A 15,048-nucleotide genomic window follows, 5' to 3' on the forward strand; every position below is an offset into this window, starting at 1 on the left:
TGCGCGGGTCGGGTCGAGCGCGGCCGAGTCCCCGAGCACAGTGCCTATGCGGCCGGCACGACTGAGAGCGGGGCCGAGACGGCACCCGGGTCGTCGGCATTCGCCGCCGCTTCGATGACGATCGCCGAATCGGGCTGGCGGAACTCCCCGTCGATCCGGCGCTGCGTCGGTCGGAGCGACCCGACGACCCGCACGTCCGCACTCTGCCCTGCGTCGAGCCAGACCGGGGCGAAGCCGATCAGGACGCGCTCGGGGAAGCCGTCCTCCGTGAGTCGCGCGTACAGCTGCACCACGTGACGGCCGCTGCGGGTTCCGACGTTGGTGACCTTGACGGTCGCAATGAGGTCCTCACCGTCGATTTCGACGACATCGAGTTCGTCGATCGTGAACTCCGTGTATGAAAGGCCGAACCCGAGTGGGAATGCCGCAGGGTTCCCGTCTCGGTCGAGGAGGCGCTGGCCGAACCACCGGTCATACGTGATCTCGGTCGCGTTCCGGTCGAAATACGGCAAGTGGGCTTCATCGGTCGGGATGGAGTACGGGAGCCGGCCTACCGCATCCGCGTCGCCGAAGAGTACGTCCGCCAGGGCTGCTCCGCCCTCGCTGCCGCTGTACCAGCCGAGCACGACGGCGGGCACGTCGTCACGCCATTCCTCGGTGATGACCGCGCCGGCGCTCACGATCACGACTACGGTCCGCGGGTTCGCCGCGGCAGTGACTCGGATCAGTGCGACGTCGCCGTCCGAGAGGCGTAGCGACGCACGGTCGCCGCCGTCTGCGTCACCCATGACGTTGCCGCCCTCCTGGCCCATCCTCGCGAGGTCCACGCCCGGGGGGAGCGGCGGGTAGACGGCGCGAACCTCCGGCGTGCTCATCCCTTCGGCGCCGAGGTACTCGCCCTCATCCGCTGCCGTGTAGCCGACGATCACGACCGCGACGTCGGCTTCCGCCGCCGCGGCGGCGGTTGCCGCGAGGTCCTCACCCGGAAGGAAATCGATCTGTGCACCGGGAAGGCGCTCGCGCAGGCCTTCCAGGGGCGTGACGACATGCGGGGTCCGCACGGTCGAGGAGCCCTTGTCTCCGGTGTTCGCGACGGACGCGAGCGTTCCAACCAGGGCGATGCGCTTCGTCTCGCCGGCATCGAGCGGAAGCACCCGGGCATCCTCGACGACGTCGTTCTTCAGGAGCACGATCGCTTCACGAGCGGCTTCGCGGGCGAGCGCCCGATGCTCGTCCGAGAAGACGACATCCACGCTGGGTGCCGGACCCTGAACGGTGCTGTAGAAGCGCAGCTGAGTGGCGACGATTCGCAGCGCCGCCCGATCGACGTCCGCCCACGAGGCGCGACCTTCGGCGAGATCCGACGGCAGGCGGAGTGCGCGCTGCTGTCGCACCGGTGCTTCCACGTCGAGGCCGGCCCGAAGCGACTTCGCGGTGTCACGGAGCCCGAAGATGAAGTCGGTGATCGTGATGCCGGTGAATCCCCACTCGTCGCGGAGGATGTCGGTCAGCAGATTCTCGTTCTGACCCGCCCACTCCCCGTTGACGGAGTTGTACGACGCCATGACGCCTTCCGCGCCGGCCTCGATGACGCGACGGAAATGCGGGAGGTACACCTCGTGGAGCGCGGACTCGCCAACGGTCACGTCGACGGCGAACCGTGCGTTCTCCATCGAGTTCAGGGCGAAGTGCTTCACCATTGCCATGCCGTGGCGGCGGACTCCCCGAGTCACGGCGGCGCCCATCTCCCCGAGGATGTAGGGGTCTTCCGAGTAGGTCTCCTGGACACGTCCCCACGCGGGGTGTCGCGGAAGGTTGATGCAGACGCCGGCGAACAGGTTGCCGCCCTGGGCGCGCATCTCGGCGCCGATGGCTTCGCCGACCCGCTCCTCGAGTTCGAGGTTCCAGGTGGCCCCTCGGGCCATCGCGACCGGGAACGCCGTGGACTCCCCCATGACGACACCACGCGGTCCGTCGCTGAACCGCAGGCCGGGCAGGCCGATGCGCTCGATCTCGCCCATGACGATCGGGCGGACGTTGTACGAGTGCCCCATCTCCGCCATGCTCGACCAGAATTCGCCGTCGCCATCGAGCAGCCAGAGCTGCTCATCCGAGCTGAGAGAGTCGACCAGGGTGCGTGCTTCGTCGTTCGGATCTGCTCCAAGACGGATGCGCTCGACGGCGCGTCCGAAGTCACTCGTGGGGTCGATGATGTGTTCCGGCATGTGGATGACCTTCCTTCCTTCACGCATTCCAGGGTTGTGCCGCCCAGCCAAGACGCTGGGTCAGCGGACGGACTTGATCCGCAGGATGACGAGACCGCCGAGGAGGGTGAAGACTCCGGCGACGATGTAGAGCAGCGGGTAGTTCTTGTCGGCGGCGCTCACCCCGATGGCGAGGATCAGCGACGCGGCGACCGGGGCCACTGCCTGCGGGATCGTCACCGCGAACTGGGTGATGCTGATGTAGCGACCGGCGTCGGTGTCCTTCTCGGGGAGCACGTCGATCATCAGGGCCTGGTCGACTGCGGAGAACACGCCGATGGCGAAGTTCCCGAGGACGCTTCCGACGATGAGGAGGGTCAGGTCCGGGGCGATGGCCTGCAGGACCGTGCCGGCGAGGAAGACCACGGCCGCGGTCAGGATGAACGGCTTGCGGCGCTTGAGGCGGTCGGAGAGGAAGCCACCGCCGACGGCACCGAGGATCGTGCCGACGACTCCGATGAGTCCGGCGATGGCGATCAGGCCACCGACCTGCTCGACCGACAGGCCGAGGCGCTGCGCGTAGAAGAAGGCGGTGAACGTGGTGGCGAGGGTCAGGCCGAAGAAGAACAGGAAGCGTCCCAGCCAGTTCCACCCGAAGTCGCGGTTCTCCATCGGGTTGAAGACGTACTTCGCGACGACCGACGTGAAGGTCAGACGGGCGTCGAAGGTGAGACCGCGGCTGTCCTCCTCCTGGTAACGCAGCACGAACAGGCCGACCAGGATGACGGCGATGACACCGGGGACCAGGAACAGGGCGAACGGCGAGGACGCAAGAGACCCGGCGACCGCCGAACCGAACACCGGAGCGACCATGGTTGCCAGGCCGGTGATGCCGGCGACCTTGCCACGCTGCGAGAGCGGGAGGCGGTCGGCCTGGATGGTGACGAAGTTGTTGATCACCTGCGAGAAGGTCATCTGCGCGAGCACCCAGCCGATGGTGAGCACGACGAGGTTCGGTGCCACGGCGAGCACGACGAGGGCGATGGTGCCGCCGATCATGCCGCCGATCAGCCACGGCCGACGACGGCCGAGACGCGAGCGGGTCCGGTCGCTCAGCTGGCCGCCGAGGGGGCCGACCAGCAGGGCCGCCAGCGACCCGATGCCGAGGATGTACCCGAGGTATTCGGCGTGGCCGGGCTCGAGGGCGTTCACGCGGATCGAGAGCGCGATGGCCAGCGGCGTGACGAACGCAAGGTAGACACCAAACACACCGCCGAACAGCAGCCAGATGAATCCAGTGCGTACCTTCGGCAGATCCGGCTTCTGGTCAACGCCCGATGCGGCGGCAAGCGCTTCCGCTTCCTCGGAAGCGACCGGACCCGCGAGAGGTGATGCCGCGCCCCCCACAGCGGAAATCGTGTCCTCGTTGTGGCTCATCTGAGACCCCTTCGTCTGGTTGGTGCGCCGAAAACCCCTTTGCGGCGCGATTTTCGAAGACCGTAGCACGAAAATCGCGCCACGATGGTAGTTTCGAGCTATGCCCACCACCCGCGGTCCCTACGCGAAGACAGCGCGCGTTCGAAGCGGCATCCTGGACGCGGCGATGGAGGTGTTCGCCGAGACCGGCTACCGGGCGACCACGATGAAGGAGATCGCTGAGCGCGCTGGAATCAGCCAGCGCGGCCTCGTGCATCACTTCGCGAACAAGGCCGAGTTGCTCGCCGCAGTGCTGGAAGTGCGCGAAGCACAGAGCGCACTGTTGATGCCGCCGCTCGGTTCGTCCATCGATGCGTTCCTCGGCATGCTCGAAGTCGTCGCCGACAACAACCTCCGGCCCGGCCTGGTCGAGCTCTACAGCGTGCTGACCGCGGAAGGCGCGTCTCCCGAACACCCTGGCCACGAGCACTTCCGGGAACGCTACGACGATCTCCGGAACTACTTCTCCGTTGCGTTCGACGCGCTCCGGGAGCAGGGCGAGCTGGAGTCACCGCTCGACTCCGACCAGCTCGCGGCCGGCTTCGTCGGGCTCCTCGAAGGACTGCAGGTCCAATGGCTCTACGACCGACGAACGATCGACCTCGAGCCCATCCTCCGTGCATTCCTCACGAGCATCATCCCCCGGTACGCCGAGCTGAGCGCTGCCGCAAAGGTCCACGAGGGCGAGCGCGCATTGTCGACGGGTTCGGCCGAGTGACCACCCTGGTCGATCAGACGACAGCGCCCCGTGCCGTGGTCGACGAAGAGCGCGGTGGCCATGACGATGCTCGCGGCCTCACCCGCGGGACGCCCGCAACCTGACGCGAACGACCGAGCCCGCACGCCCGGGGCGCGCCGCAGCAAGCAGTGGGAGCCCATCATCCAGTAGACGTTCTCGGCGCGCCTCGAAGCTGCGTACTCGGTAGTTAGCCGACATTGCCGTGGACCCGAGGAGAGCGGTCACCCACCGGGTATTCGGCAGGCCCGGCGAATACGCCCGCCGACAGAGTCAGCGCTGACTCACGGAACTGATTGCAGCGGATCGAAGATCTCAGTTGCATACCTCGATATCTCCGGTGGGCCGAGAAACGCGCACGCGCATGCAATCGAAGCCTCCCCGAACTGGGGCGTCTGCCGGGCGCGAGCCACCTCTTCGGGCTTCGTAGGCTTGAGTACCCGATCCGCAGCACCACCCGAAAGCCCCACCCGTTATGAAAGCCCTCTTCGCGCAGCCGATGAGATCTGCCTTCGCGCTGCCCGACGACTGGCGTGGCGCCCTCCTCCTCATCGTGTTCTGGTGGCCGCTCGTGCTGGTGTTCCTCGCAGTGCTGGCCATGTTCAGGGTGATCACCACAACCGGGGTGCAACGCGAACTCCCCCAGCGCAAGGGACTGTTCCTCATCCTGACCGCCATCGCGGTCGCTGCCACGGGAATGAGGATCGCACTGAGCACGGTCGCATCCCAGCGCGACGCGCTCGATACCGCCGGCGTCGAGACCTCACTCGACTGGCTGGTCTTCGTGGTGGTCGCCGCGGTCGCCATGCTCGCGGTGCTGGGGCTCCGCAGGATCGTGTCGCGACGCCGAACGATGTCGCCCGAGGAGCACCGTCGCTACACCGCGGAGAAGGATCAGAAGCCGGAATGGCTGTACTGGCCCGGCCAGCCGGTTCCTCGGCGAGAGCCGCAACGCCTTCGCGACCTCCCCGTGTTCCGCCTCTACGAACGGCGACCCAAGACCACGATGGCGGTAATCGGGGCCGGAGTCGTGGTGCTCATGACCGCGGGCAGTCTCAGCCTCTCGGCGGTCCCGACCTGGGCCCAAGAAGCCGAGGTCGTCAGCGTCGTCGACGGCGACACCGTCGACGTCCGGATCGACGGGCAGAAGACGCGTGTGCGAATCCTGAACATGAACGCACCAGAGGACAACGCCGTCACCGGCGAATCCGAATGCCTCGGCCCGGAAGCGACCGCCGCGCTCGAGACACTCCTCCCGACCGGCAGCCTCGTCGACCTCGCATACGACGAGGTCCGGCACGACCGGTACGGTCGACTCCTCGCGAAGGTCACCACCGCCGACGGCACATCCGCCGGCAGCGCGATGATCTCCCAGGGCCTCGCGGTCCCTGCCGAGTACGGCGACAACGTGCGCTATCTCGGCGAATCGAACAACGCGCTCTCGCAAGCGGAAGAAGCAGAGGCGGGCATCTTCTCGCCGGCGGTCGAGTGCAGTCCCATGGCTGAGATCGAGGCGCTGCAGACCGCGGCAGCGCCCGTCGTCGCCCCCACCGAGCGGCAGTCCTCCGCTGACCTCGTGGCCACGACCGGCGCCGTTGCCGCGGTGATCGCCACCATCGCTGCGACGAACGCCGCGGCCGACGCGATCGACTGGGTCACACCGGACATCCACAACCGCTGGCTCAGGGACATCGCCGCCATCAGCGCACGGATGACCACCTACCAGAACGACGCTGCGACCTTCACGCCGATCGCAGTCGCCCGTGAAGCGGAGGCTGCTCGACTGGCCGCCGAGGCAGCCGCCGCCGCGGCCGCCGCGCAAGCCGAAGCGGAACGAGTTGCTGAGGCCAACCGCCTCGCCGAGGAACAACGACAAGCCGAAGCGGCCCGACAAGCTCAGGAGCCGGCCGCCGAATCGAGCAGCGGAAGCAACGGCGGCTCGAGCTCGTCAGGCGGATACGACGGCTACACCGGCTGCCGAGCGTACGGTTCCGGCGGCACCTCGATCGATGAGAAGGGTCGCCGCTACACGAAGATCGACTGCACGACCAAGCTCCCGCTCTAGGAACAACGGAATGGGGTTCCGGCCGGCGGCGTCAGACCCGGCATCACCCCGGACGACTCGAGACGCGTCGAATCGAGAACGATCGAGCGTCATCCGGACATCTGAGATTCCGGATCGCATTCCGACAATGGCATGCAATACAGTGATCAAAACCCCTGATCAAATCGTATTTGTGGGGCGGGCCAGACTTGAACTGGCGACCGTTGGGTGCAGGCGGGCATTTCGGGCTCCCGCCCGACACTCGTTTCCACTCGACGGATCTAGAGCTGATCAGGATGTTCTCGTGCGTCATGTACGAAACCATTCAGACTACCCGGCTTCGCCTAGATCCGTCTGGGGTCGTCTCCGATCGAATAGTGGTGAATAGTCGGTCACCATCGCCGGGGCGAGTTCCCACTACGGCACCGGGCAGTCTGGTGGGGACGTCATCACGACGGAGCCCGGCCACCCTGCCCGGAGACCCCGGAGACGGAACAAGAACCAGGCCAATTCAGTCCCCTTGCGGCGCAGGGTTCTGGGCGGCGCGCCGAGGGAGTTGGTGCGCCGGCGATCAGCCACCGATCTCGTGATCACGATTGGAATCGAAGACCTGCTCGCGGATCACGTCGAGCGTTCGAGCCACAGCGAGCGTCGCAGCTCGGTCGTGTCGGGCGACCTGCCGCTCGCCTGCCGCGAGTGCGTCGGCGACCGAGCCGAGCATCGGCTGGAATCCCGAGCCCTCTCTGGGACGCACGACTCGCTCGGGCGAGTGCATGATCGCCTCGACCGAGCCCGCGTGGACTCGCGCGGTGGTGCCGGCCCAGAACATCGGCTCGATCGTGATCCACCCGAGCGTGCCGTTGATCGTCGCGGACTGGTCGAGGAAGCCGATCGCCGAGCACGCCACGTCGGCCCGTGCCCCGTTCGTGAAGGTGAGCGTGGCGCGGGCCTCAACGTCGGTTCCGTCTTCGACGACTCCGGATGCGTCGACCGCGACCGGCTCGCCGAGCACCCACTGCGCGAGTGTGACGGCATAGATCCCTCGGTCGAGCACGGCGCTGTCGCCGCGCTCGACGGTCCAGGCCCGGCCGTTCGGTGGCGTCGGCATGCCGAAGGTCGCCGAGATACTGCGAGGTTCTCCCGTGAGCCCGACCTTCACGCGCTGGACGAGGTCGACATGCAACGGATTGAACTTCATCCACATCGCCTCCATCGCGAACACGCCCGCGGCTTCGGCGGCGTCGAAGATCTGCACGATCTCGGCGGCGCTGGAGCCCATCGGCTTCTCGATGAGCACGTGCTTGCCGGCGGCGATCGCCTCGATCGCAATCGCCGCGTGACTCGCGATCGGCGTCGCGATGTAGACGGCGTCGACGTCGTCGCGTCGCAGCACCTCGGTCAGATCCGTCGTGGAGGCGGCGATCCCGTGCCGCTCGGCGAACACCGAGGTGCGGGCCTCGTCGCGGCCCCAGACGACGATCACGCTGTCGTCGCCGAACACCGACTGCAGGTCTGGCACGAACTGGTGCGAGATCATGCCGGTCCCGAGTACCGCCCATCGAGTCATGCGTTCCTCTTGAGATAGTCGAGCGTGCGGTCAACGGCGTCGACGACCGGGAGCTCGAGGGCCACGACGAAACCGTGCTCGTCGGCCGAAAGCGGTTCGAGCGTGGCCAGTTGCGACGTGAGCATGGATGCGGGCATGAAATGGCCGGCCCGCGCTCCGATGCGTTCGGCAAGCTGACTCTCGGTGCCGTGCACATGCACGAATGCGAGTTCCGTCCCACTGACCCGGGTGAGGAACTCGCGGTACGACCGCTTGAGTGCCGAGCATGAGACGACCACCGCGCGTCCTTCGACCCGCTCGTCGCGTGCGCGAGCCGCGACACGGGCGAGCCAGGGCCAGCGGTCTTCGTCGGTCAGTGGCATGCCGGCGGCCATCTGCGCCTTCGCCTCCACAGAGTGCAGGTCGTCGGCCTCCACGAACACGGCATCGAGACGTTCCGCGAGGGCCGCAGCGAGGGTCGACTTCCCGGCCCCCGCCACCCCCATCACGACCAAGGCGGTCTGCGAGGCGGGGCCGACCGCAGCATCCATGGATCTCACCAGTCGTGGACGGTGCCGTCGGCGAGGCGGTTGTACGGCAGGTACGCCTGCTCGTACGGGTACTTGCCTGCCTCGTCGAGGTTCAGCTCGACGCCGAGGCCGGGCTCGTCGCCCGGATGCAGCAGCCCGTTCTCCCAGGTGAAGGACTGCTCGAAGACCCGGTCGGTCTTCGCCCCGTGCCGCATGTACTCCTGGATGCCGAAGTTGTGGATCGACAGGCCGAGGTGCATCGCGGCGGCCATGCCGACGGGGCTGATGTCGGTCGGACCGTGCATGCCCGACTTCACCTGGTACATGGCCGCGTACTCGAGGGTCTTCTTCAGCGGGCTGATGCCGCCCATGTGCGTGACGGCACCCCGCACGTAGTCGATCTGCTGGTCGCGGATCAGGTCCTTGAAGTCCCAGATCGTGTTGAAGATCTCGCCGATCGCAAGCGGAGTGGTGGTGTGCTGGCGCACGAGACGCAGTGCCTCCTGGTTCTCGGCCGGCGTGCAGTCCTCGAGCCAGAACAGGTCGTACGGCTCGAGTTCCTTGCCGAGCTTCGCGGCTTGCAGCGGCGTCATCCGGTGGTGCCCGTCGTGCAGGAGCGGAATCTCGGGCCCGAACTCGTTGCGGACCGCCTCGAACACGCCCGGTAGGTGCCGCAGGTATGCGCGCGTGTCCCAGTCCTCCTGCACCGGCTTCGCGCCGCGGCGGGCGGGCTCGTGGTCGTAGCGGGCCTCGCCGCCGCCGGTGTCGGCGGACTGCGACGCGATGCCGTAGATCGCCTTCAGGCCGGGCACGCCGGTCTGGATGCGGATCGCCCGGTATCCCTGCTCGAGGTGCGAGCGCACCGAGTCGAAGAGCTCGGGCAGTTCCTTGCCCGAAGCATGCCCGTAGGCGAGCAGTCCGGTGCGGGACGCGCCGCCGAGCAACTGGTACACCGGCATGCCGGCGGCCTTGCCCTTGATGTCCCAGAGCGCCATGTCGACGGCGGCGATCGCGGCCATCGTGACCGGCCCGCGCCTCCAGTACGCCGACCGGTACAGGAACTGCCACGTGTCCTCGATCCTCGAGGCGTCCGCGCCGATGAGCAGCGGCACGACGTGCTCCTTGAGGTACGCGACGACCGCGAGTTCGCGGCCGTTCAGGGTCGCATCACCGAGACCCGTCAGCCCGTCGGCCGTCGTGACCTTGAGGGTGACGAAGTTGCGGTCGGGGCTGCTGACGATGACGTCGGCTCTGTCGATGATCATGCTCATGGTGTTGCTCCGTGGATCGTGGGTGAGCGGGATTCGGGGTCAGGATGTCTCGAGCGCAGTGACCGCGTCGGCGACGCGTGCGGCGAAGCCGGCGTCATCCGCGAGGCGTGCATCCAATGCGGCGAGCAGGGCGTGCCGGGCGGATGCATCGAGATCGGCGAGCGCGGTCTGGTCGATGCCGTCCGGGACCGGTGCCCAGCCGGCGCGCACGCCGAGCATCCACGCGGCGATCGCGGCGGCGCAGCCGGGCGCCTGGTGCCCGGACGCGAGTTCGCCGAGTGCGACGGGCACGATGCGCAACCGCATCTTGGTGGTCGAGTCCTGCGCGATCTGCGCGAGGCGGTGCTCGATGCGGGGGTTGCGGAAGCGTTCGAGGAGCGCGGCCCGGTAGTCGGCGAGGTCGAACCCGGGCAGCTGTCGGGCGTCGTCGTCCCAGAGCGCTTCGACGAGGTCGCGGCAGAGCGGGTCGTCGATCGCGGCCGAGACGACCGTGTGGCCGCGGGACTGGCCGAAGGTCGCGAGCACGGTGTGGGCGCCGTTCAGCATCCAGAGCTTCCGGTTCTCCCAAGGAGCGATCTCGTCGACGAACCGGGCGCCTGCGGATTCCCAGTCCGGCCGGCCGGCGGGGAAGTCGCCCTCGAGCACCCAGTCCGAGAACGGCTCGGTCACGACCGGCGCGGTGTCGAGCCATCCGGTGGCCTCGAGGACGGCATGCGACTCGGCCTCGGCGTCGATCGCCGGCGTGATGCGGTCGATCGAGGTCGAGACGACCGAGATCGACTTCCCCAACCACTCGGCGAGGTCGGGCGAGGTACGTCCTGCGAGGTCGGCCAGCGCGCGTCGCAGGAGCCCGCCGTTGTCGGGCAGGTTGTCGCAGGGCAGGAGCGCGATCGGGCCGGCGCCGGCGCGACGCCTGGCGTCGAGGGCCAGCAGTACCCGGCCGAGCGCGGTCGCGGGCCGGGCGGCGTCTGTCGCGTCGCCAGGGGCGTCGCGCGTGAACGCGTTCCGAAGCGATTCGACATCGGATGCCGCGGCGGCCTCCTCGAGGTTCGGAGTACCGTCGGCGGAGAGCCGGTAGCCGGCCTCGGTGATGGTGAGCGTGAGGATCGCGATCCGCGGGTCGGCAACGGCCGCGACGAACCCCGCCACGTCGTCGCCGGCTTCGACGCGGACGATCGACGGCACCACTTCGTACCGGTCGCGGTCGGCGGCGCGCTCGACGAGCGTGTACAAACCGTCCTGCGGGCCGAGCCGATCGACCAGGTCGCGGCTGCGGCCGGTGAATGCGATGATTCCCCACTCGTCGGCGTCGGTCGCGTGCGCGGTGTACCAGGCCTGATGGGCGCGGTGGAACGCGCCCAGACCGAGGTGCACGATCCGCTCCGGCGGAGTCGGGATGCCGGCCGCTTCGCGGGACAGGCGCGTGGCGGATGCCGCGGCCGGTGGCAGGGCGATCACAGCTTGAAGACCTCTCGGGGAATGGCGTCGACCAGATCGTCCATGACTCGCTCCGCGGCATCCATTCGCACCCGGCCCTCGGCGACGAGTCGCGCGAGGAACCCGGCATCGACGCGGCGGGCCGTGTCATGACGGGCCGGGATCGACAGGAACGCGCGCGTGTCGTCGATGAACCCGCTCGAGCGGTAGAAACCCGCGGTCTCGGTGATGGCAGCCCGGTGGCGGGCGATCGCGTCGGGCGCGTCGAGGAACCACCACGGTGCACCCAGGTACACGCTCGGGTAGAACCCCGCGAGCGGCGCGAGTTCACGGGAGTAAGTGGTCTCGTCGACCGCGAACAGCACGAGATGGAGGTCACGCTCCAGGCCGTAACGCTCCAGCAGCGGTCGGATGCCGCGCGTGAACTCGGTCGCGACCGGGATGTCGTGACCGGTGTCCGGTCCGAACCGGTTGTGCGTGGCGGTCGAGTGGTTGCGGAGCACACCAGGGTGGATCGTCATCACGAGTCCGTCGTCGACGCTCATGCGCGCCATCTGCACGAGCATGTGCCCGCGGAACGCACGCCGCTCCCCCGCACTCGCCTTACCGGCGACCACAGCTTGGAAGAGCCGTTCGCCCTCGCCTGAATCGAGGTCCACCGTGAACAGCTCCTCGACCCCGTGATCCGTCGAGACCGCACCGTGTCGGATGAAGTGCGCGCGCCGACCCTCGAGTGCGCCGAGGTACCCGACGAAGTCACCTGGTTGCCCGGTCGCGGCGAGCAGTCGCTCGACGTTGCCCGCGAACCCGACCGCATCGGGATCGAGATACCGGTCCGGTCGGAAGGTCGGAACCACCCGCCCGGGAAGGTCGGATGCCGCAAGCAGCGCGTGCTCGGCGAGGTCGTCGAGCGGGTCGTCGGTGGTCGCGAGGAACTCGATGCCGAACCGCTCGAACAGTGCACGCGGTCGGAACTCCGGACGCGCCAGCGCCGCGGTGATCTCGTCGTAGATCGCATCCGCCGTGTCGGGCGCGAGCGGGGTCGTGATGCCGAAGACCCCGTCGAGCTCCTCCTCGATCCAGTACCCCGATGCCGTGCCCGCGAACCGGTGCCAATGCGCGGCGAGCGTGCGCCACACCGTGCGCGCATCCCGCCCGGCAGCCTCGTCCACGACCAGTTCGGCGAGGTCGACCCCTGCGGCGTGCAGGAGGCGGGTCACGTAGTGGTCACCCGTGACCAGCAACGCCACCGGATCGGCATACGGCTCGTCGTCGAGCAGCAGCGACGGCGGCACATGGCCGTGCGGCGAGATGATCGGGCTCCCCGCCACACGCTCGTACAGCTCGAGCGCGATCGCACGCGTCGACGGGTCGACCGGCAACAACCTGGCGGGATTGCGGGACGGCGATGTCATTTGGCGATGAGGTTGAGCTGGGCGTTCAGCGCGGCGACACGCTCGATGGACACGCCGCCGGCCTGCTTGATGAGCTTCTCGACGCTCATGCGGTCGACGATGGCCTGCATCGACGGCGGGATCTCCACGCCGTGGCCGACCTCGCCGCGGCTCGTCGCGACGGCTTCCATCACCGAGGCGATGACGCGGGCGCCGTCCTCGGACTGCTTGATGTCGCCGAACGAGTCGCGCACGGAGAAGTACCCGGCGGGACTGGGCAGCTCGGCCTCGTCGAACCAGTTGACGATGCTCGTGGTGGGCATCAGGCTTGCGGCGGAGACCTCGTCGACCTTGCGCAGCATGATCGTGTCGGTCGATGCGCCCGAGCGGGCGGTGACCTCGTGCTCGCCGGTCAACGGCACCTGGAAGCGGAAGACTCGGCGGCCCTCGACTGCCCCGACCTCGACGCCGTCGACCGACAGCACGACCCGCTCCTGGTTCGAGTACACGATCACCTCGGTGACATCCTCGGCCCGTTCTTCGCGCCGACGACCTGCGACATGCACGAACGGTTCGCTCGACCATGCCGCCTTGTACACGTAGAACGCGTCCTTCTTCAGCGACCGGTCGAACGACACGAGCCCCTTCTGGTTGCGGCCCGCGACGCCGCCCTCGTCACGTCCGGCCGATCCGAAGTCGGCGAGGTTCCAGACGTGCGTGGCCCAGAGCCACGGCCGCGCCTCGATCATGCCGACCATGTGCTCGTGGTAAATCGCCTGGTAGCTCTCGGTGTAGTCGCCCTTCTCGGGAGCGACGGATTGGAACTGCGCGTTCGCGTCCGCGCCGTACTCGGCGAGGCCGATCGCGATCTCGGGGTTGGCCGCGTGGAAGTCGTCGAGCCAGGTGTCGTTGTCGGCGACCTCGCCGACGTACCAGCCGAAGTAGAGGTTGTACGACATGACGTCGGGCAGACCGACCAGCGGGTGGTCGGTCTCGAGGAGGAAGAGGTTCGCCATCGCGGTGAGGCGGGTCGGGTCGAGCTCGTGGGCGAGGTCGTTCAGTTCGCGGTGGGCGGCGACCACGTCGTCACCCGAACCGGCGAGGGTGATCTCGTTCGACAGGCCCCACGAGATGATGCTCGCGTGGTGGCGGTTCTGCACGATCAGCTCGGTGAGCTGGTCGCGGGCGTTGTCGGTCGCTCCGGGGAGGAACACGGTGATCTGCGGGATCTCGGCCCACACCACGAGGCCCGCTTCGTCGCACAGGTCGTAGAAGCGCTGGTCGTGCTGGTAGTGCGCGAGGCGCACGGTGGTCGCGCCGAGCTCCCGGATCAATGCGAGGTCACCCTGCTTGACCTCCTCGGTGATCGCGTTTCCGACGCCCTCGAAGTCCTGGTGGCGTGAGACACCGCGCAGCGGGTACGCCTCGCCGTTCAGCAGGAAACCGCGCTGGGGATCGACCGCGAACTCGCGGCAGCCGAAGCGCAGTTCGACGACATCGAGCACGACGTCGCCGGCAAGGAGTTCGGCTCGGGCCGTGTACAGGTGCGGGTCGCGCAGGCCGTGCCAGCGGCGGACGTGCTCGATCGCGAGCGACGCGTTCGCTTCAGCGTCGACGAGCGGCACCGTGACGGCCGCTTCGCCGTCGACCGTGAAGCGCACGCCGGTCGCCATTCCGCCGGGAGTCGAGACCACGGCCGCGCTGAGCGCGACCTCGGCACGGTCACCGTCGAGACGCGGGGTGACGATGAGCCCCGGGCCGCCGTGGCCGTCGAGCGCGAAGTGTTCGCGCCCGACGGTGATCTGACGCACCTCGCGGTAGATGCCGCCGTAGAAGGTGAAGTCGGCCTGCTGCGGGTACACCCGCTCGTTCTTCGCGTTGTCCACGATCACGACGAGCGTGCCCGAGCCGTCCGCGAGCCCGTCCGTCACGTTCACTCTGAAGGTCGAGTAGCCGCCGTCGTGGCTCGCGAGGAAGCGGCCGTCCAGGTACACCTCGGCCGACGAGTTCACGCCCGCGAACTCGATCCAAGTCTCGACGTCGGGCGCCTCCGCCTCGATCACGCGTGCGTACGTCGAACGGCCGCGGCGGTAGTCGCCGCCCGCCTGCCCGTCGATCGCGTTCCACGTGTGCGGCAGCACGACGTGCTCCCCCACTGCGGCGACGTCCCCCCAGTGCGAGTCCGTCGACAGCTCGACGGGTGCGAACACCCACCCCGCGTTGATCGACGTGGCCCGTCGGGCGTCAGGGGCAGCGGGCTGTGTCATGGGAGTCTCCTTCGACGAGAGTTCGCCGGCGCGCGCCGGCTGGGCTCCCACCACGATACGAACCGCCGACCGGCGCGTGATAGAACTGATCACGCGCGATCAGAACTGATTCGGCGCTTCCTGCCTTCACACGAACCCGAGGC

Annotated in this window: 10 protein-coding genes; 2 read left to right on the forward strand and 8 right to left on the reverse strand. The window is 68.2% G+C overall.

What is annotated here, in order from left to right; translation table 11 throughout:
* Positions 1–44: 44 nt before the first annotated feature.
* Positions 45–2,225, reverse strand: a complete 2,181-nt coding sequence (locus ACDF64_RS14255; RefSeq protein WP_394552022.1) for a glycoside hydrolase family 3 C-terminal domain-containing protein — start codon at positions 2,223–2,225, stop codon at positions 45–47.
* 60 nt (positions 2,226–2,285) lie between these two features.
* Positions 2,286–3,641 carry an MFS transporter gene (locus ACDF64_RS14260; RefSeq protein ID WP_394552023.1) on the reverse strand — a complete coding sequence of 452 codons (1,356 nt, stop codon included), beginning with the start codon at positions 3,639–3,641 and terminating at the stop codon, positions 2,286–2,288.
* A gap of 100 nt (positions 3,642–3,741) precedes the next feature.
* Between ACDF64_RS14260 and ACDF64_RS14265 the strand changes: the two genes are divergently transcribed.
* Together ACDF64_RS14265 and ACDF64_RS14270 are read left to right on the forward strand one after the other, a co-directional pair.
* Positions 3,742–4,398: a TetR/AcrR family transcriptional regulator gene (locus ACDF64_RS14265; protein ID WP_394552024.1), complete on the forward strand. Its 657-nt coding sequence runs from the start codon at positions 3,742–3,744 to the stop codon at positions 4,396–4,398.
* Between the two features lie 493 nt (positions 4,399–4,891).
* On the forward strand, positions 4,892–6,481 hold the full coding sequence (locus ACDF64_RS14270; protein ID WP_394552025.1) for a thermonuclease family protein: 1,590 nt from the start codon (positions 4,892–4,894) through the stop codon (positions 6,479–6,481).
* Between the two features lie 550 nt (positions 6,482–7,031).
* Here the strand turns inward: ACDF64_RS14270 and ACDF64_RS14275 are convergent.
* From ACDF64_RS14275 to ACDF64_RS14300, 6 genes are read right to left on the reverse strand one after another with little or no spacing between them, the layout of a single operon-like run.
* The gene (locus ACDF64_RS14275; RefSeq protein ID WP_394552026.1) at positions 7,032–8,027 is read right to left on the reverse strand and encodes a Gfo/Idh/MocA family protein; all 996 of its coding nucleotides are present in this window, start codon (positions 8,025–8,027) and stop codon (positions 7,032–7,034) included.
* Positions 8,024–8,557: a gluconokinase gene (locus tag ACDF64_RS14280; protein WP_394552027.1), complete on the reverse strand. Its 534-nt coding sequence runs from the start codon at positions 8,555–8,557 to the stop codon at positions 8,024–8,026. The genes ACDF64_RS14275 and ACDF64_RS14280 overlap by 4 nt, the downstream gene beginning before the upstream one ends.
* Positions 8,558–8,562: 5 nt before the next feature.
* Positions 8,563–9,801 carry a D-mannonate dehydratase ManD gene (gene manD / locus ACDF64_RS14285; RefSeq protein ID WP_394555154.1) on the reverse strand — a complete coding sequence of 413 codons (1,239 nt, stop codon included), beginning with the start codon at positions 9,799–9,801 and terminating at the stop codon, positions 8,563–8,565.
* Positions 9,802–9,846: 45 nt separating this feature from the next.
* Positions 9,847–11,265, reverse strand: a complete 1,419-nt coding sequence (locus tag ACDF64_RS14290; RefSeq protein ID WP_394552028.1) for a mannitol dehydrogenase family protein — start codon at positions 11,263–11,265, stop codon at positions 9,847–9,849.
* Complete coding sequence (uxaC, locus tag ACDF64_RS14295; RefSeq protein WP_394552029.1) at positions 11,262–12,659, reverse strand: glucuronate isomerase; 1,398 nt, start codon at positions 12,657–12,659, stop codon at positions 11,262–11,264. The genes ACDF64_RS14290 and uxaC overlap by 4 nt, the downstream gene beginning before the upstream one ends.
* A complete protein-coding gene (locus tag ACDF64_RS14300; protein ID WP_394552030.1) occupies positions 12,656–14,905 on the reverse strand; it encodes a glycoside hydrolase family 2 protein in 2,250 nt (749 codons plus the stop codon). Before ACDF64_RS14300 ends, uxaC begins: the two co-directional genes overlap by 4 nt.
* Positions 14,906–15,048: the final 143 nt, after the last annotated feature.

It is taken from the genome of Agromyces sp. MMS24-JH15, from assembly GCF_043518605.1.
In the GTDB taxonomy this organism is placed as follows: Bacteria; Actinomycetota; Actinomycetes; order Actinomycetales; family Microbacteriaceae; genus Agromyces.